17 protein-coding genes are annotated in these 16,902 nt (G+C 64.4%); 10 read left to right on the top strand and 7 right to left on the bottom strand.

The genetic code is table 11. The features are described from left to right. The first annotated feature begins 62 nt into the window (after positions 1 to 62). The 3 genes from C5C07_RS18435 (at position 63) to C5C07_RS18420 (ending at position 3,831) form a co-directional block, all read left to right on the top strand. Positions 63 to 1,385 carry an antibiotic ABC transporter permease gene (locus C5C07_RS18435; RefSeq protein WP_115805778.1) on the top strand — a complete coding sequence of 441 codons (1,323 nt, stop codon included), beginning with the start codon at positions 63 to 65 and terminating at the stop codon, positions 1,383 to 1,385. A gap of 267 nt (positions 1,386 to 1,652) precedes the next feature. Further along, the gene (locus C5C07_RS18425) at positions 1,653 to 2,741 is read left to right on the top strand and encodes a GNAT family N-acetyltransferase (protein ID WP_004978054.1); all 1,089 of its coding nucleotides are present in this window, start codon (positions 1,653 to 1,655) and stop codon (positions 2,739 to 2,741) included. 52 nt (positions 2,742 to 2,793) lie between these two features. Beyond that, positions 2,794 to 3,831 (top strand): GNAT family N-acetyltransferase, encoded by a 1,038-nt coding sequence (locus C5C07_RS18420; RefSeq protein WP_004978056.1) that lies wholly within the window; start codon positions 2,794 to 2,796, stop codon positions 3,829 to 3,831. Between the two features lie 57 nt (positions 3,832 to 3,888). On the opposite strand, the gene C5C07_RS18415 is transcribed toward C5C07_RS18420, so the two are convergent. Next, the gene (locus tag C5C07_RS18415) at positions 3,889 to 4,185 is read right to left on the bottom strand and encodes a winged helix-turn-helix domain-containing protein (protein ID WP_049905314.1); all 297 of its coding nucleotides are present in this window, start codon (positions 4,183 to 4,185) and stop codon (positions 3,889 to 3,891) included. 469 nt (positions 4,186 to 4,654) lie between these two features. Between C5C07_RS18415 and C5C07_RS18410 the strand changes: the two genes are divergently transcribed. Together C5C07_RS18410 and surE are read left to right on the top strand one after the other, a co-directional pair. Further along, positions 4,655 to 5,587, top strand: a complete 933-nt coding sequence (locus tag C5C07_RS18410) for a DUF6544 family protein (RefSeq protein WP_004978061.1) — start codon at positions 4,655 to 4,657, stop codon at positions 5,585 to 5,587. A 30-nt stretch (positions 5,588 to 5,617) separates the two neighbouring features. Then, positions 5,618 to 6,493, top strand: coding sequence for a 5'/3'-nucleotidase SurE (gene surE, locus C5C07_RS18405; RefSeq protein WP_004978064.1), 876 nt, complete (start codon positions 5,618 to 5,620; stop codon positions 6,491 to 6,493). Between the two features lie 30 nt (positions 6,494 to 6,523). Here the strand turns inward: surE and C5C07_RS18400 are convergent, their stop codons facing one another. Further along, positions 6,524 to 6,928, bottom strand: a complete 405-nt coding sequence (locus tag C5C07_RS18400) for a CBS domain-containing protein (protein ID WP_042665409.1) — start codon at positions 6,926 to 6,928, stop codon at positions 6,524 to 6,526. Positions 6,929 to 7,117: 189 nt separating this feature from the next. Here C5C07_RS18400 and msrA point away from each other — a divergent pair, with 189 nt between their 5' ends. The 3 genes from msrA (at position 7,118) to C5C07_RS18385 (ending at position 9,802) form a co-directional block, all read left to right on the top strand. Next, complete coding sequence (gene msrA, locus C5C07_RS18395; protein ID WP_004978068.1) at positions 7,118 to 7,651, top strand: peptide-methionine (S)-S-oxide reductase MsrA; 534 nt, start codon at positions 7,118 to 7,120, stop codon at positions 7,649 to 7,651. Between the two features lie 737 nt (positions 7,652 to 8,388). Further along, entirely contained in the window at positions 8,389 to 9,213 is an 825-nt protein-coding gene (locus C5C07_RS18390) for a ParA family protein (protein ID WP_004978071.1), read from the top strand. Then, entirely contained in the window at positions 9,206 to 9,802 is a 597-nt protein-coding gene (locus C5C07_RS18385; protein ID WP_115805777.1) for a hypothetical protein, read from the top strand. Before C5C07_RS18390 ends, C5C07_RS18385 begins: the two co-directional genes overlap by 8 nt. Before the next feature lie 533 nt (positions 9,803 to 10,335). On the opposite strand, the gene C5C07_RS18380 is transcribed toward C5C07_RS18385, so the two are convergent. Beyond that, on the bottom strand, positions 10,336 to 11,586 hold the full coding sequence (locus C5C07_RS18380) for an orc1/cdc6 family replication initiation protein (RefSeq protein ID WP_004978076.1): 1,251 nt from the start codon (positions 11,584 to 11,586) through the stop codon (positions 10,336 to 10,338). Between the two features lie 692 nt (positions 11,587 to 12,278). Here C5C07_RS18380 and C5C07_RS21150 point away from each other — a divergent pair. Together C5C07_RS21150 and eif1A are read left to right on the top strand one after the other, a co-directional pair. After that, entirely contained in the window at positions 12,279 to 12,593 is a 315-nt protein-coding gene (locus C5C07_RS21150) for a hypothetical protein (RefSeq protein ID WP_147299501.1), read from the top strand. Between the two features lie 147 nt (positions 12,594 to 12,740). After that, positions 12,741 to 13,025: a translation initiation factor eIF-1A gene (gene eif1A / locus C5C07_RS18375; protein WP_013035036.1), complete on the top strand. Its 285-nt coding sequence runs from the start codon at positions 12,741 to 12,743 to the stop codon at positions 13,023 to 13,025. Positions 13,026 to 13,243: 218 nt separating this feature from the next. Here the strand turns inward: eif1A and C5C07_RS18370 are convergent, their stop codons facing one another. From C5C07_RS18370 to C5C07_RS18355, 4 genes are all read right to left on the bottom strand, one after another. After that, on the bottom strand, positions 13,244 to 13,720 hold the full coding sequence (locus C5C07_RS18370; protein ID WP_004978079.1) for a YbaK/EbsC family protein: 477 nt from the start codon (positions 13,718 to 13,720) through the stop codon (positions 13,244 to 13,246). A gap of 112 nt (positions 13,721 to 13,832) precedes the next feature. Then, the gene (locus tag C5C07_RS18365) at positions 13,833 to 14,948 is read right to left on the bottom strand and encodes an aminotransferase class V-fold PLP-dependent enzyme (protein WP_115805776.1); all 1,116 of its coding nucleotides are present in this window, start codon (positions 14,946 to 14,948) and stop codon (positions 13,833 to 13,835) included. Positions 14,949 to 14,964: 16 nt separating this feature from the next. Then, positions 14,965 to 16,302 carry a M20 family metallopeptidase gene (locus C5C07_RS18360; RefSeq protein ID WP_115805775.1) on the bottom strand — a complete coding sequence of 446 codons (1,338 nt, stop codon included), beginning with the start codon at positions 16,300 to 16,302 and terminating at the stop codon, positions 14,965 to 14,967. A gap of 154 nt (positions 16,303 to 16,456) precedes the next feature. Continuing rightward, complete coding sequence (locus C5C07_RS18355; protein WP_115805774.1) at positions 16,457 to 16,897, bottom strand: type IV pilin; 441 nt, start codon at positions 16,895 to 16,897, stop codon at positions 16,457 to 16,459. Positions 16,898 to 16,902 lie beyond the last annotated feature (5 nt).

The following is a 16,902-nucleotide window of genomic DNA, read 5'->3' as shown; positions in this document are numbered from 1 at the left end:
CAAAGCCACCAGCGGGCTACCTCTCGGACAGCCAATACCCCTCAGAGAGGCTATTCTATATCATGAATCCACCATCGAAGACACAGTATCGCCGCGACGGCGACACCGACGCCGACACGGAGCGACTCCAGCGGTACGTCGACGTGCTCGACGACGTGCTCGACTACGCCCGCGAACGCGACTACAAGGGCTGGGACTACGGCGACGGTATGAGCAGCAGGCTCCTGCTGTCGGTCCCCATCGACAACCGCTGGTTCAACCTCGCGGTCCAGGAGTTCATCAAGCGCTCGCCCGTCAACGTCCGCCCGCTGTTCCTCGTCGAACAGCGACGGAACTTCAAGGGCATCACGCTGTTCGCCATGGCGAACCGGACCCGCGCCCAGTTGGCCGGGTGGTTCGACGGGGACCGCCCGGCGGAGACGTACCGCGACGACGCGGAATCGCTGACCGAGTGGCTCGTCGAAAACCAGGCCAAGGGCTACAGCGGTTTCGCCGGCAGCCACCGCCACGTCATCCAGCACATCTCCGGTCGCAACGGCCCGCGGTCGGGGATTCCCCACTCGCCGAACATCGTCTCCACGTCCTACGGCGTCAAGGCGCTCCTCGCGGGACGGGAGTTCGACCCGGACTACCCGGACATCGCTAAGACCGCCGTCGACGTGATGCTCGACGACCTCAACTACCGGCCGAAGGACGACGGTGCGGTCATGGACTACTACCTCTCGCACCCGAAGGACAGCTACACCCTCAACGCGCTTGCCATCGGGGCGCGGCTGTTCGTCGAGCTGTACGACCACTTCGGCGACGAGGAACTGCTCGAACGCGCCGAGAAGGTGTACGACTTCGTCGCGTCGAAGCAGACCGACCGCGGCGGGTGGTACTACCGCGAGCCCGCGAGCGCCTCGCACCTCTCGATGGACAACCACCACAACGGCTTCATCGTCGAGTGCTTCCAGCGCTACGAGCAGCTCGTCGGCAGCGGCCGGTACGACGAGACGCTCGAACGCGGCCTCGACTTCTACGCCCGCGAGCTGTTCGACGAGGACGGCGCGCCCAACTTCGACGAGGAGCACCCCTACCCGCGGGACATCCACGCGACGGCGCAGGGCATCCTCGTGTTCACCTACGCCGGGCAGTACGACCGCGCCGAGCGCGCCATCGACTGGGCGCTCGCGAACATGTACGTCCCGTCGGAAGGTCGGTTCTACTTCCGCAAACACCGCTTTTACACCAAGCGCATGACGCTCATGCGGTGGTGCCAAGCGTGGATGGCCTACGCCATCGCCGAGTACGTCGCCACCAGAATCACCGGCGAACCGACGCACGGCTACGGCATCGACGCCGACGGTATCGAGCGCCTACGAGCGGCGGCAGAGCGCCCCTGACGGGGAGCAGGCCGGCGCGAACGCCGGCTAGTCGCTTCATAACAAATCCCCATCCTCCCGTCACAGTAGTTCGAGAATGTCTTTTCGAATGATACACGCCGACGCGGCCCGACCGAATCGCGGGTCGATTTACGGGGCTGCCGCGTCGGCCGGCGATTCGGCTGATTTCGGTCGGTACGGTCGGGCCGAGCGGACCGGATGCGTCGACCGCAGCCGGCGTTGTCGGTGGCAACGGGCGCAGTACGAACTCCCTTCACCCCTCAGCCCATGACCATCGAGATTACCGAGTTCGACCACCGCGACCGCGACGAGTGGGACACGTACGTCGAGCGGTCGAGTCAAGCGAGCCTCTTTCACCAGTACGAGGCGCTGCGGCTCCAGGCGAAGTACTCGAACTCGAAGCTCCACCTGCTCGTCGGCTTCAAAACCGAGGAGCCGGTCGGCCTGTTCCCCGTCTTCGAGATTCGGAAGGGACTGGTCAAGACGGCGTTCTCGCCGCCGCCGCACATCGGCGTCCCCTATCTCGGGCCCGTGATGCTCGACGCCGGCAACATCAAGAGCCGGAAGTTCGAGCGCCGCCGCAACCAGTTCATCGACGGCTGCACCGAGTGGATAGGTGAACACATCGGCCCGAACTACACGCACGTCCGCGTCGGCGACTACTACACCGACATGCGGACGTTCCTGTGGGGCGGCTGCGACGTGTCGCCGAAGTACACCTACAACGTCGACCTGACCCGGGGCGAAGAGGACCTCCTCATGTCGTTCAGCCGGAGCGCCCGACGGAACATCCGCGACGGTCGAAAGCTCGTCTCGGGTATCGAGGAGGGCGACCGCGACGACATCTGTTCGATTCTCAGGCTGGTCAAAGACCGCTACGAGGAACAGGACCTGTCGTTCGACGTGCCGCCGCAGTTCGTCATGGACCTGTACGACTCGCTCCCGGCGGGGCAGGTCCGGCCCTACGTCTTCCGGTACGACGGGACGTTCGTGAGCGGGATTCTCGTCCTCCAGTACGGGGACACGCTCTACCGCTGGCTCGGCGGCGTCCGGCCCCAGCGGGACTTCGGCATCGACGTGAACGACCTGCTGGACTGGCGCATCATGCGCGACGGCATGGCCGCCGGGATGCGCCGATACGACCTCGTCGGCGCGAACAACCGCCGGCTCAACCGCTACAAGAGCAAGTACAACCCCGAACTCGTCACGTTCTACCAAATCGAGCACGGCGCGCTCCCGGTCAGAACCATCGCGCACCTGTACAAGAGCCGCCTCGGACCCGGCATCGAGATGCTGTCCCGGGGAAACGGGACGAGCCTCCCGTCGCGACTCGTCTCGGGCTTCCTCCACCGGTGACGACCCGCCCGACGTACCGCCCGACGACCATCCAATCACACGACCACGACACATGTCACAACTCCGTATCGAAACCCTGAGCCTCGACGAGTGGGGCGACGCGCTCCCCTCGTCCGGCACCGAAGTCTTCCACACCCCCGCGGTGCTCGCCGCCATCGACGAGCACTTCGACGGCGAAATGCACCTGTTCGGCGTCTTCAAGGGCCAAGAACCGGTCGCGCTGTTCCCGACGTTCGTCCGCCGCAACCCCCTCGGGCGGGTCGTCGTCTCGCCGCCGCCGTCGATGGCGATTCCCTACATCGGCCCGGTGATGATGCCGAACAGCCCGAAACAGAGCGCCTACGAGTCGGTGAACCGCGAGTTCGCCGACCTCGTGGTCGAGGAGCTCGGCATCCGCTCGAACCGGACGTTCGTCCGCCTGCTCTGTTCGCCGGCGTACCTCGACCCCCGCCCGTTCGAGTGGACCGGCTTCGCGGTCAAGCCCTCCTTTACCTACCGGCTCGACCTCGGCGGGCGCTCGCTCGACGAGATACAGGCCCAGTTCAGCAGCAGCCTCCGCCGGGAGATTCGGCAGGCGCGCGAACTCGACATCACCATCGCGGACGAGGGGCTCGACGGCGCTCGCGTCGTCTACGACGACGTGGTCTCTCGGTACGACGAACAGGACGAACCGTTCGGAATGCCGTGGGAGTTCGTCGAGTCGCTGGTCGAGAACCTCGGCGACCGGTGTCGCGTGTACGTCGCCCGCGGCCCCGACGGCGAGTACCTCAGCGGGATGATCGTCCCCTTCTCGGACGAGGTGGGCTACTTCTGGCTCGGCGGCGCGCGCGGCGAGTACGACGGCGTCAGCATCAACAGCCTGCTCCACTGGACCATCATCGAGGACATCGTCGAGGACGAGGCGCTCGCGTCGGTCACGAAGTACGACCTCGTCGGCGCGAACACGGAGCGGCTCTGCAACTACAAATCGAAGTTCGGCGGCGAACTCGTCCCGTACTACGTCGTCGAGTCGACCGGCGTCGGGATGAACCTCGCCAAGCGGACCTACCAGCTCCTGAACAAGGGGACGGAGCGAATCGCGACGAAGTAGTTACCGGGTCGAACGACGCGCCGCACCGTCCGTGAGAAAACTGCGAGACGGCCGCGCTCACGTCATCTGCTGTGTCTGGATGACGTCCCAGATGTTCTCGGCGTCGTCGGTGATGCCGTACACACGCCCTTTTCGACGCTGTTCCGGGACGAGCAGTTCCACGAGCGAGCGGTCTCTGAGTTCCTGCAGCGCCCGCGAGACGTGAGCGACCGCGCTCTCGGAGTCGGTGGCGATTTGCGTCGGCGTCGCCGGCCCCTCGGAGAGCCGATCGAGGACCGAGACCCGGTAGCGAGAGCTGATGACGAAGCCCACGTCGTCCCACGGCACGTCGTCGGTCTCACCGACGTGGCTCACGCAACGCCCACCTCGCTTGGGGAGACGGGTCGGTCGGCGTGACAGTCGGGGCGCGCTCTCGAGGACGTACGACGGCGAGTAGAGAAGGCGGACCGGCGGAGGCGACAACCCGAATCGCTCGCGGCCGTCGTGGCGGTCGAAGACCGAGGAGCCGTCGACCACGACGGAGTCGAATCTGCCGAAAACAGACGAATTAACGGGAGATTAACCGCGATGTCGGCGGGTGCCCGGCGTGCCGGCCGCATCGGTTCGGTGCGCATTCGTTCGTTAGTACGAACTTAATTACATAAAGTCATCGTTTGAATTATATTCACGCGTTCGTGAGTATCTCGATTTTGTGGACGAACCGTTGACAGAAGTCCGGTGGGAGGCGCCGTTAGCGACGGTTCGCCCGCGGCCCGAAGGTGGTCAGTGTCAGTCCGTGAGAGTCACGACGAGACTCATATCCGTCTCTCGCGTATCGTCCGGTATGTCACGGACGCGAACCTTCGGACAACTCGGCATCGCGCTTGTCGTCGGTGTTCTTGCCGTCGGCGCTCTCCTCGCCGCGGTTCGGGCGCGAGCCGACGATACGGCCGCGCGACTGCTCGACGTACTCCAGCGAGAACACGCCGAAACGACCACGGACGACAGCGGGAACGGCGAGGCGCTCGACGAGGCCGACCTCAGCGACCTGCCCGCCCCAGTTCGCCGGTATCTCGAACGCGTGCTACCGGACGAGTCCCGCCGGGTTCAGTCGGTCCGGCTCCGCCAGACGGGGGCGTTCAGGCTCGGCGACGCGGACTCGCCGTGGAAATCGATGACCGCGACCCAACACTACACCGTCGACCCGCCGGGGTTCGTCTGGGACGCCCGAATCGACCTCGCGCCGTTCCTTCCGATTCGAGTCGTCGACGCCTTCGTCGGCGGTTCGGGGTCGCTGGAGGCGAAACTACTTTCGGTGGTCACCGTCGCGGACGCCCCGCGGTCGCCGGAGTTGGACGAGGGCGAACTCGCCCGCTACCTCTCCGAGATGGTCTGGTTCCCGACCGCGTTCCTCCCCGGCCACGGCGTCAGGTGGGAGCCGAGAAACGACCGCTCGGCTCGGGCGACGCTCGCCCACCGCGGCTCGACCACGACCGTCGTGTTCCACTTCGACGAGAACGACGAGGTAGCGCGCGTCACCGCGGACCGGTGGCGCGACACGGGAGACGGCGAGTACGAACGGTGCCCGTGGACGGGACAGTTCAGCGACTACCGCGAAGTGAACGGGGTTCGCGTGCCCGCGGCGGCCGAGGTTGCGTGGAACCTCCCGTGGGTCGACCTGCCGTACTGGCGGGCGACTATCGACGACGTGGAGTACGACCCGCTGCCGACGGCGACGCGGCGGTCGAATACGCCTCCGGGTCCGAATCCGGAATAGCTACGGCGACCGACAGAAATTCCCGAGTAGATGACCGATTCCTCGTCTCCGCTCCGAATCCTCCTCACCAACGACGACGGCATCGACGCGCCCGGCATCGCCGCCATGCGCGAGGAACTCACCGCCGTCGGCGACGTGACCGTCGTCGCGCCCGCCGAGAATCAAAGCGGCGTCGGCCGCGCCCGCAACGAACACGCGGTCCGCCGCGACCACCCGTGGGGGTACGCCCTCGAAGGGACCCCCGCGGACTGCGTCGCCTACGGGCTCCGCGGCCTCGACGCCGACTTCGATATCGTCGTCTCCGGTATCAACGACGGTCCGAACGCGGGCAACTACGTCGTCGGCCGGTCGGGGACCGTCGGCGCGGGCGTCGAGGCCGCGTTCCTCGGGACGCCCGCCATCGCCGTCTCCGGCTACCACGCGCGGGACTTCTTCTGCCACCCGCCCGAGGAGTACGACTTCTCCCGCCCCGCCCGGGTCGCCCGCGCGCTGACCGAGCGCGTCTTCGGAACCGACGTGTTCGACGAGGTCGACCTCCTGAACGTCAACGCTCCCGCCGACGTTCCGAGTCCACGGATGCGCGTGACCCGCCCCTTCGCGGACTACGACCAGCAGGTCGACCACCACGCCGACGCCGGCGCGCTCCCGGACGGCGACCGCGAAGGCGGCCTCGACGACGACGAGGTCTACGTCCGGCTCCAAGACGTTTCGTGGCCCGACGCCGTCGGCTTCGAGAACCCGTTCCCGCTCGGCGACGAACACCGCGACCGCTATCCGGTCGGGAGCGACCGCCGCGCGATGGTCGACGGCGAGGTGAGCGTCTCGCCCCTGGCGGTCCACCACGGCCACGCGACGGACCCGCGGCTGGCGAGTGTCGTCGAGAGCCTCTCCGAACAGGTGGAGTAACGCGGAGTTACCGGCAGGGAAAAGACCGCGTTACGACCGCGCCAGCTGTCCGGTCTGCGAGAGGTAGGCCGCGAGGTCCGAGGTAGTGATCATCCCGATGACGCCCTCCTCGTCGTCGACGACGGGCATGTGGTGAAAGCCGTGTTCGGTCATCGACTCCGCGACGGTGACGATGGAGTCCTGCGCTCCCGCGGTAATCACGTCGGTGGTCATGTAGCGCTCGACGGTCGTCTGCGCTTTCGGCTGGCTCTTCGCGACGATGTCGACGAAGTCGGTCGTCGTCAGGATGCCTTCGAGTCGGTTGTCCTCGTCGACGACGATGACCGAGCTGATGTTGTTGTCCAGTATCAACTGCGCCGCGTCTTCGACGAGCGTGTCTGGGGTGACCGTGTGGAGGGTCGTGGACATGAGCCTCGCGACGAATACATCTTCCATAGTAATTGCTGACAGACGGGGCGGTTAAATGTTGGCTTCGGGTACACTCCGGCCGGGAAAACCAACGGACGCGTCCGGGGCTCGCTCGCCGGAGCGCCGGCGTGGGTCGGCGGTCGTCGGCGAGCGCCAGCCCTCGGCCGCGACTGCCCCCGCCGCGGGGCTTAATTCCTCGGCGACGTAACCGGGCCTATGGGAAGCACACAGACTGCGACGTTCGGCGGCGGCTGTTTCTGGTGCGTCGAAGCCGCGTTCAAGGAACTCGACGGAATCAGCGAAGTCACGTCGGGTTACGCCGGCGGGAAGACGGAGAATCCGAGCTACGAGCAGGTCTGTTCGGGGAACACCGGCCACGCCGAGGTCGTGCAGGTGGAGTACGACCCCGCGGCCGTCGGCTACGACGAACTGCTCGAGGTGTTCTTCGCGGTCCACGACCCGACACAGCTCAACCGACAGGGCCCCGACGTGGGAACGCAGTACCGCTCTATCGTCCTCTATCACGACGACGAACAGGAGCGACAGGCGTCCGCCTACGTCGAAGCCCTCGACGAGGAGTACGACGACAAGGTCGTCACGGAGTTGGCCCCGTTAGAGACGTTCTACGAGGCCGAGGAGTACCACCAGGACTACTTCGAAAAGAACCCCAACGACGCGTACTGCCAGTTCCACGCGAGCCCGAAAATCGAGAAGGTCCGCGAGAAGTTCGCCGACAAACTCGCCAACTGAACCGAGACGGCGGACAACACCACTGTGTCCGCAGTATCTGCGGACGAGAGACGCTGAATGTCGCTTTCTTCGGTTCGGTTCGAATCGCGCGACGGTCGGAACGGAGTTCGCACAGTCGACACCGGGCGGACTGCGAGGAGGGTGTAAACCGCGGTGACAGTGCGGACTGCGAGGAGAGCGTGAACTTCGAGCGCAGTGGAGACAGCGAAGAGAGTGCGAACTTCCGAAGCAGCCCAAACGGTTCGAACGGTGGACGAATCTGAAACCGTCTGGGAAGTCTGCACCGCTTACGAGTCTCGAACCGTGCAGAAATTGTACAAATTGTGGAATTTGTACGGATTGTAACGGTTGTAGAGTGTTGAAGGAGTCTACACCGCGAAAGATTCGCACAGTGTGAAAGCTTCGCAGAACGCGAGCGATGTTCGGAAACCGAACGCCTCGGACGAAGCTGAAACCGTTCACAAACCGAGAGCGCGGACGAATCACCGGTCACCGACAGGCGACAGTTCACAATTTTTAAAATTTGTAGACATTGTGGAAATTATAGAATGTGGAAGCAGTCCCAACGGTTCAAAAGTCGTGGATAAAATTATGTGGTACGCCGCGGAAGGTCCGGTCAAGTCCCTCAAATGTCCGCACAGTCCACAGTTCAAACGGAGTTTGCACCGCTCAAACAGCAGACACAGCGTAGACTGTGTACAATTTGTGAACATCGCGCTCCGCAGGAGGCCCGATAGATGTCGCGAGCCGTGAGCGTCTCCCTCCAGAAAGGCGGCGTCGGAAAGACGACGATTGCCATCAACCTCGCCGACGCGCTCGCCGCGCGGGGGAACGACGTGCTCTTAGTCGACCTCGACCAGCAGGGGAACGCGACCGAGGGCGTCGGGATGAAAGACGCCTACGAGTCGTCGGAGCCGAACGTCGGCGACGTGCTGACCGACGACGAGCCCGTGGACGTGCGCGAAGTGATACGCGGCCGCGAGGGCTTCGACGTGCTTCCCGCCCACGTCGACCTCGACGACATCGAAGACCGAGTCCGGAACTCGACGTTCGGCGTGCTCTGGGTCCGCCGCCGAATCGTCGACCCGCTGTTGGACGACGACTACGACTACATCGTCATCGACTCGCCGCCGAGCCTCGGCCCGCTGTCCGACGCGGCGCTCATCGGAACCGGGAACGTCGTCGTTCCGCTCCTCATGAGCGAGCCGAGCGTGAGCGGCTTCGAGCGGATGTTCGAACAACAGATCGGGCCGATTCGCCGCGAGGTCGACCTCGACATTCTCGCTATCGTCCCCAACGACCTCACCGGAAACAACGAGGAAAAGCGCATCATCCGCGACCTCGAAGATTCCCCCTTCGAGCAGTTTATCCCCCCGTTCGCCCGCTCGGAGCTGTTCGACGACCCCGACTCCAAGGGGCCGGGAATCAGACACCGAATCGCGTTCAGTCGCGCCTGGCGCGACGGGAAAACCCTCCGGGAGTACGACCCGTCGAACGACATGCTCGACCGACTCGACCAACTCGCGGAAATCGTCGAGCGCGGAGGGACCGACGATGCCTAAGGAAAACCGGTTCGCCGGCCTCGGCGAGGCGATGGAATCCGAATCCGAATCCGAATCGGAACCAGAGACGGAACTCGACGACGAGCAGACCCCCGACGAAGAAGCTTCCGACGGGTCCGAGAAGTCAGCCCCCGAACCAGCGGTCGAAGCCGAATCCGAGGGCGACGCTGCGCCCGACTCGAACCCCGAAACCGCCTCGGAGTCGGAGTCAGGCGAAGCGAGCGAGAGCGACGACGCGGGCGAAAGCAGCGAGGGCCCCGAGAGCAGCGAACGCGACGAGCCCGGAGAGCCGGCCGAGTCGACCGCGGAGGAAGACGGTGCGGAAAGCGCCGGCGAGACGGAGCAGGCGACGGAGGCAGCGGGCGGTCCGGCGTTCGAGTTCGAGGCGACGACCGCGAAGAGCATCTACGTCCGGACCGCGACGCTCGACCGACTGGACGACGCCGAGTTCGAAGTCGAATCGCACCTCCGCCGAGAATACGACGTGCGCGACCTGACCGGCCGCGAGTTCCACGACGCGCTCGTCCGCGTCGCCGCCGAGTACCCCGAGGAAATCGCCGACGCCGTCCTCGAAACTCGCGAGGAGTGAGAAGCCGAAGAGTCGAACAAAACCGGCTCGAACGTCCGGAGAACAGCGGACAGTGTGGTGTTCGAGACCGACAGTCCGCGGCCCGGTTATCGAAACGCACGGTGACAATCGACAGCGGAGCGGAGAAAACGACGGCTGAGCACCGCGGCGTCCGCTGTTGTCGCAGACGCGGAGTGAACGTCGCGTTCGAACGTGGAAAGACGCGACACCGAACACCGGTATGTCCGCTGTTGTACCGCTGGCGAGCCACGGAGATGGCCGCTACCTGGTGAATAGCCGGTCGCGTAAGTTGGGAACACCACACTGTCCGCTGTTCGAACAAGCGGCGAAAATAGCCGATTTACTGCGGACATCGTGGTGTTCCGAACGGCCGGAAACCGGTAACGAAATCGGCCGGCGAATCCGAACGAACGCATGCTTTTGAGGAACGAGTCGAAGTCACAACCGCCTCCAAAACACGGCAGAGAGCCGTTTTGACGGGGGTTGGTTCGAGACTAACACCATCATGTCCGCAGTAATTTCAGTCGGGTCACCTACTGCTGGATGAAATCGTCGAGCGTGCTCGTCTTCTCGCCGTCGAGGAAGGGTTCGACCGTCTCGTGGACGCCCACGAGTTCGATGGTGTCGCGCATGGCCGAGACGATGAGCCCGACGTCCATATCGAGGGCGTACTCGCGGTACGTCCCGCCGCGTCGGCCCTCGTTTCGCTCGGTGACGGAGACGATTCCGAGCATCGCGAGCTCGCTGAGGTGGTCGCGCATCCGTCGCGGGACGAGCGGGTCGCGGTTGGCGAGTTCGGTAAAGCGGGTGTAGCGGGGGCGGACGTCCCGGGAGCGAATCGGCGTCTCGTCTTCAAGTTCGAGCGTCAGAAGCGAGTAGAGGACGAGGTGACCGTGTTCGGTCAGTCCGTTGATTCCCTCTTTGATGCGGCCGCGCTCGAGGGCGCGCCGACCGCGTTTCACGTGCTCTTCCTCGATGCGGTCGGTGTCGTCGTCGCGGGCTAAGTCGCCGGCTTTCATCAACAGGTCGATCGACTGGCGGGCGTCGCCGGCGTCTTTCGCGCCGTAGGCGGCACAGAGCGGAATCACCTCGTCGGCGAGGACGCCCTCGCGGAACGCAACCTTGGCGCGCTGTTCGAGGATGGCGCGGAGGTTCTTCGCGTTGTACGCGGGGAAGTGAATCTCCTGTTCGCACAGGGAGCTTTTGACCTTCGGCGAGAGGTCGTCGCGGAACGAGAAGTCGTTGGAGATGCCGATGAGCCCGACTTTGGCCGCGTCGAGGTTCCCGTTGGCCCGCGCTCGCGGGAGTTGATAGAGGATGCTGTCGTCGTTGACGTGGTCGATCTCGTCGAGAACGATGATTATCGTCCCACCGCAGTCGTCGAGCTCCTGCCAGAGCATCTCGTAGACGGACCCGAGCGGGTAGCCCGTCGTGCTAATCTGGTTCGACTCCGACCGGAACTCGTTGACGAGTCGGGTCGCGATCTGATACGAACTCGTGAGTCCGTCGCAGTTCAGGAAGACGACCCTGAGGTCGATGTCGTCGTAGTGGCTCGCGTCCTCGCGGAGGTGCCCGAGTAAGTACCGCGACGCGGCGGTCTTGCCGACGCCGGTCTTCCCGTAGAGGAAGATATTGTTGGGCTGTTCGCCGTTGATAACCGGTTGCAGCGCAGCCTGAAAGGTACGGAGTTCCTCGTCGCGCCCCACGAGTTCCTCGGGTTGGTAATCCTCGCGGAGGGCGTCCCGGTCCCGATAAATCTCGGTGTCCCGCTCGAATAGGGGCATACTACCACGGTTCGACCACTTCGTTGATAAAACCACCGCGTCCGGAGTGTCCGCTGTTCTCGTGTTTTATATACTCGGGCGGGGACACACCCCCTCCACTTTGTCCGCTGTTCTGGGAAACGAAGGTAACCGGTGGAACAACTGGACGGAGCCGCGTGTTCTGATATAGAGAAAGATTTAATATACAATAGTTTAAACTAAGTCCGTAATACAGTCAATTATAATAGTTGAATGAGTGCTGTATGAGTACTAGATGAATGCTGTACGAGGACACCTATTTTATTCTCCCTTCTAAACCACTAAACTAAATCGGTCGGCACGGAACCGACAGTAAAGGACCGGTTCACGGTGACGGGGGGTTCCGTCTCACACCGAGAACAGCGGACAAAGTGGTGTGAGTGTTCCCCGTTTCGCACCGCCTCGTCCCTACCGTTCACACGCCCCAAGAACAGCGGACAAAGTGGTGTCCGTGTCAACCACTAACCATCGAACGTCAATCCAATTCCGATCAACCACTCCCAGGTCATACCCACGGAACGCGTACTGAAGCGATTACCACACGCGTCGTCGGTTCTCACACGACCGGGCCGACCCGACTGCTTCGCTCGCCTGCTCACCCGAACACCCGTACTCTCGACTTTCGACTCTCGTTTCCCGCTCCGCTTGACTATGAACGCTCTGAGAGAGGACACGTGACCGAGAAGGACGTGGGCAACCGCGGCGGTGATAGCAGTGATACTGTGGCGGTGACTCAGTCTCCCGACACCTCGTCTCCCAACGCCTCGTCCCCCGACGATATCTGTCCTCCGTGGCTCGGAGGAACCTCACGACTCGAAGAAAGCGTCTTTGCAGGGGCTGAGACGACGAACAACTGCGGACATAGTGGTGTTCCCGGGGAATCCTCGAACCCTCGCGACGCGTCCGACCGCTTCAGCGACGACTCGGTGATGACCGACTGCGACCGGTATCCCAAGATGAAGCCTCGGGCGAAACTATGTCGTGTGTGACCGCGAACCACTCCCTACTCGTGGTCAGTCTGTCAAAAACAGCGGACAACGTGGTGTTCGAACCCGTCGCCACCGCGATTTCAACGTCATGACATTTGGTATCACGAGTATCCGATAAGTTATCCGTCTCCGTCCCCGAGCAAGAATGTGAGTGAAAATCAAGGGCGTCGAAACCTTCGAATGCCCAACGACAACGAGCTGTTCGCAGTCGTCACAGAGCACAACGGTGGCAATCACGTCCGAATCCGCTGTGAAGACGGAAAGAACCGCATGGGCCGCATCCCCGGCCGCATGAAGTACCGCACGTGGATCAACGAGGGCGACGTCGTGCTCGTCGAACCGTGGGACTGGCAGGACGAGAAAGCCAACATCGAATGGCGATACACCGGCGAGGACGCGGACCAGCTCCGGCGCGAAGGCCACATCCAGTAATCATTTTCTCCGAAAGGAGAGTTTATCTCGCCTGACGAACCAGCCGTGGCTCCCCGATAGCCCCGTGTTTTCTCTCCAGCGATTCCCGATTAGTACCGACGGAACGGAACAGAACAGAACAGCGGACATAGTGGTGTTGCTCTCGTCGCGCCCGGCAAAATAGAACGAGGGCGCGAGCGCGAACCGCCTCCCGGAGGTCCGCTCGTTTCGCCCCCGTCTCACTCGAACACGTCGACGAATCGCGGCGCCGACAGTGTCTGCAGGTCCTCCGGCGTGAGTCGGAACACCGCCTCGGGCGTTCCCGCGGCGGCCCAAATCCGGTCGAACGACTCGAACGTCGGGTCCGCGAGGACGGGACAGTCGGTCGCGTGGCAGGTCGGCGGCACGCCGCCGATGCTCCAGCCGGTCGCCTCCTTCACCTCGCCGGGGTTGGCGCTTCGAACCGAGCCTCGTTCGACGTCGAACTCGGAGGCGAGCGTGGCTTCGTCGACGCGGTTCGCGCCGCTCGTGAGGACGACAACCGTCTCGTCGCCGACGCGCATCACGATGCTCTTGACGATTTGGGCGACGTCGCAGCCGACGGCCGCGGCCGCGTCGTCGGCCGTCTTGGTTCCCTCCGGAAACTCCTCGATAGTCACTTCGAACCCGTGAGAATCGCGTACTTGGTCGGCGAAGTTGCGTGCCGTGGGATGCATACTCAGGGGTACCCCCTCGCCGGATATGAACGTTCGCTGACCAGGCAGATTCTGCGAGGGAGTCAACGACCGCACGCGAATCGCGTTCTCGACACCCCCGCGAGCTACGGAGCTACCACTCCCCGTCGAGTCCGTCGCGAAGCGCCGCCACGTCCGACTCGTCGTTGAAGTTGTGGAACGACGCGCGGACCGCTTTCGGCTCGGGGAGCGTCCGGACGACCACGCCCGCCGACTTGAGACGCTCGACCGTCTCCTCCGGGTCGGAGACCTCGAACGAGACGAGTCCCGATTCCGGGTCGTGGGGGCTCAACAGCCGCCCCTCTGGGACGGTCTCGATGAACCGGCTCGCGAGATTGCGAATGTGCGCTTCGGTCCGGTCGAGACCGACGCGCTCGGCGATGTCGATAGCCTCTCGGAGCGCGACGTGCGGGGCGGGATTGGTCGTTCCGACCTCGAAGCGCTTGGCTCCCGGCGCGAAGTCGAGCCCGTCGGCGTTCGGCTCCGTGACGCCGCGGTAGCCGACGGCGTGTGGCTCGATTTCCTCCGCGATTTCGCGCCGGACGTAGAGGAACCCCGCGCCCCACGGCCCGAGCAGCCACTTGTGGCCCGCGCCGGCGACGATATCTGCTCCCCAGTCTTCCACGTCGACGGGATACTGGCCGAACGACTGGACCGCGTCGACGACCGACAGCGCGCCGGCGTCGCGGGCGATATCGGCGAGTTCGCGCACGGGGAGCCGCGTCCCGTAGTTCCACGTCAGGGCGCTGAAGCAGACGAGTTTGGCGTCGGCGACGGCCTCGGCGTACTGGTCCATATCGAGCCGCCCCGCGTCGCTCTCGACGACGCGGACCTCGACGCCCTCGCGTTCGAGCCGCCGCCACGGGAGGATGCCCGCCGGGTGTTCGAGGTCGGTCCGGACGACCACGTCGCCCGGTTCCCAGTCGAGTGCGGTGGCGATTCGGTTGATACCGTCGGTAGTGCTCTGGGTCAGCGCCACCTCCTCGGTCTCGGCACCGATAAACGCGGCCACGTCCTCGCGGACGGCCTCGTAGGCGTCGAACGCAGTCGGATAGGGGCCGTCGTCGCCCGGCGAGTCGTACTCGTGGTATTCGAGGAACTCGGTCGCCCGCTCCACGATGGGGCGCGGGCTCGGGCCGTGCGCGCCGGTGTTGAGATACGTGACGTCGTCGAGGGCCGGAATCGTCGTTCGGAGTTCGTCTGGTGTCATAGTTCGTTATCGGGTGTCATCGTGAGTTGTTCTCTCGCCGTCCGCGTCGCGAAGGAGTCGTGCCTGCTGGTGACACGTCCGTCGAATCAAACGTTCTGGTACCACTATCGAATTGCCGCAACAGCTCGTCGGGGAGTCGGGCGTACACCTCGGCGTTGCCGGCGAGCGCCCCGGCCGTGGTGAACTCGTCAGCCGCGTGAGCCGTCTCGGTCCCCAGACCGAACTCGACGGTCGGGACGCCCGCGTTCCGCATCCGTTTCGCGTCGCCGCCGCCGGTCGCGCTCCGGCGGTACACGCGCCCGCCGGTGACGCCCTCGGCGACCGAGCCCACGGCGTTCGCCAGCGGGCCGTCGGGGTCCTCGAACGTCCCGACCGACCAGTCCGCGTCGACAATCTCGACCCCTTCGTGACCGGCGACCACCTCCCGAACACCGTCGAGTATCGTTTCCGTGTCGACGCCAGCGGTCACGCGAATATCGAGTTTCGCCCGCGCCGCGGCGGGAACGACGTTCACTCGGTCGCCGCCCGACAGGACGCCCAGATTGACCGACGGCCGCTCGAACAGCTCTCGCGCCGCGTCCGCGCCGAACCGCGGCGCGTAGTACTCCGCGGACTCCTCGACGAGCGCCCGGACCGCGGGGTCGAACTCGAACCGCCTGTCACCGAGTGCGGATTCGATGTCGCTTACTGCGCGGTAGAGGCGGTGAATCGCGTTTTCGCCCAGCACCGGCCGGGAGCCGTGGGCGGCGGTCCCCGTCGCTTCGAGCTCCAGCCAGATGCTCCCGCGGTCGGCGACGGTCACCGAGTGTCGGTCGCCCTCGCAGGTCGTCTCGCCGATGACGCAGGCGTCGGCCGAGAGCCCGCGCCGGTCGAGAAGCGTCGGCAACCCCGCCTCGCCGGCGACTTCCTCGTCGCTGACGAACGCGAACACGAGGTTCGTCGCCGGCACCGTCCCGGTTTCGACGTACGCCTTCGCCACCGCGAGCATCGCGGCGATTTCCCCCTTCATGTCGGTCGCGCCGCGCCCGTAGAGCCGGTTTCCCTCCCGCTCGCCGAGCGGGTCGCGCGTCCACTCGCCGGGCTCGAACGGGACCGTATCGAGGTGCCCCAACAGGACGAGCGTCCGGTCTGTCGCACCCGGGAGCGTCGCCACGATGTTCGGCTTCGTCGGGTTCGAGGCGACGCGCTCGGTATCGATACCGAGTTCGGAAAAGAACGATTCGACCCACGACGCGAGCTCCCGCGTGTCTCCCGGCGGGTTCTGCGTGTCGTGGCCGACGAGCGCCGCCGCGAGGTCGACGATATCCTCGCGGTGCTCGCGGAGGTAGACGACGGCGGGCGGGTCGCTGGGCATGGGGTCTCTGTCCGAGCGTACGCTCCGCGGACGGATAAGTTTGTGCTAAAAGTACAATACTATAGATGCGAGGTGGATGTCTCTCCGTGGGATGGTTCCGAAAGAAATCGTTATTCCGAATCAGAGGAGGTGGGGCTCGTTGCCAATCCGACCATCAGGCGTTGTAGGTCCACTTCTGGAGGGTCGCGGAGTTGGAGCCGGATTCCGAGGTCCAGACGACGCGGACGACATCACCGCTGGCAAAGCCGTCCTCACCAGAGTCCTGGACAACTACGGACTGACCCGCCGCGATGGTGTCAGACCCGAGGGTAGACCACTTGTTTGCGTCACCAGTAGCGGTGACGTTAACATCTCCAGCGATAGTGACTAAATCGCCGTCAATCTGTGACCCACTCTCGTGAGTGATGGTCAGTTCCGTTCCGTCATAGTCGAACGCGAAACTCGCCTGTGGGGCGGTGTCGCCGACCTGGTCGCCGAGGCCGAGAACGAACGTCCCGATGACGGCCGCGAGGATGACGGTAATCGCGACTATGAGGATGACGCCGATGACCGGCGAGACTGCGCGGGACTCTGTGAAGATTCTCTTGATTTGCATAGTTG

It is taken from the genome of Haloferax sp. Atlit-4N, from assembly GCF_003383025.1.
GTDB classification, from domain to species: domain Archaea; phylum Halobacteriota; class Halobacteria; order Halobacteriales; family Haloferacaceae; genus Haloferax; species Haloferax gibbonsii.
Note: the sequence above shows the minus strand (reverse complement) of the source record. Positions and strands in the feature narration are given on the sequence as shown.

What these genes read in the sequence shown, in the direction of transcription:
- C5C07_RS18390 (WP_004978071.1), top strand. Translation starts at nt 8,389, where the DNA reads ATGTCGCGAGCCGTGAGCGTCTCCCTCCAGAAAGGCGGCGTCGGAAAG.
- C5C07_RS18370 (WP_004978079.1), bottom strand. Translation starts at nt 13,720, where the DNA reads ATGCATCCCACGGCACGCAACTTCGCCGACCAAGTACGCGATTCTCAC.
- C5C07_RS18380 (WP_004978076.1), bottom strand. Translation starts at nt 11,586, where the DNA reads ATGCCCCTATTCGAGCGGGACACCGAGATTTATCGGGACCGGGACGCC.
- msrA (WP_004978068.1), top strand. Translation starts at nt 7,118, where the DNA reads ATGGGAAGCACACAGACTGCGACGTTCGGCGGCGGCTGTTTCTGGTGC.
- C5C07_RS18435 (WP_115805778.1), top strand. Translation starts at nt 63, where the DNA reads ATGAATCCACCATCGAAGACACAGTATCGCCGCGACGGCGACACCGAC.
- C5C07_RS18425 (WP_004978054.1), top strand. Translation starts at nt 1,653, where the DNA reads ATGACCATCGAGATTACCGAGTTCGACCACCGCGACCGCGACGAGTGG.
- surE (WP_004978064.1), top strand. Translation starts at nt 5,618, where the DNA reads ATGACCGATTCCTCGTCTCCGCTCCGAATCCTCCTCACCAACGACGAC.
- C5C07_RS18410 (WP_004978061.1), top strand. Translation starts at nt 4,655, where the DNA reads ATGTCACGGACGCGAACCTTCGGACAACTCGGCATCGCGCTTGTCGTC.
- C5C07_RS18420 (WP_004978056.1), top strand. Translation starts at nt 2,794, where the DNA reads ATGTCACAACTCCGTATCGAAACCCTGAGCCTCGACGAGTGGGGCGAC.
- C5C07_RS18400 (WP_042665409.1), bottom strand. Translation starts at nt 6,928, where the DNA reads ATGGAAGATGTATTCGTCGCGAGGCTCATGTCCACGACCCTCCACACG.
- C5C07_RS18365 (WP_115805776.1), bottom strand. Translation starts at nt 14,948, where the DNA reads ATGACACCAGACGAACTCCGAACGACGATTCCGGCCCTCGACGACGTC.
- C5C07_RS18355 (WP_115805774.1), bottom strand. Translation starts at nt 16,897, where the DNA reads ATGCAAATCAAGAGAATCTTCACAGAGTCCCGCGCAGTCTCGCCGGTC.
- C5C07_RS18385 (WP_115805777.1), top strand. Translation starts at nt 9,206, where the DNA reads ATGCCTAAGGAAAACCGGTTCGCCGGCCTCGGCGAGGCGATGGAATCC.
- C5C07_RS18360 (WP_115805775.1), bottom strand. Translation starts at nt 16,302, where the DNA reads ATGCCCAGCGACCCGCCCGCCGTCGTCTACCTCCGCGAGCACCGCGAG.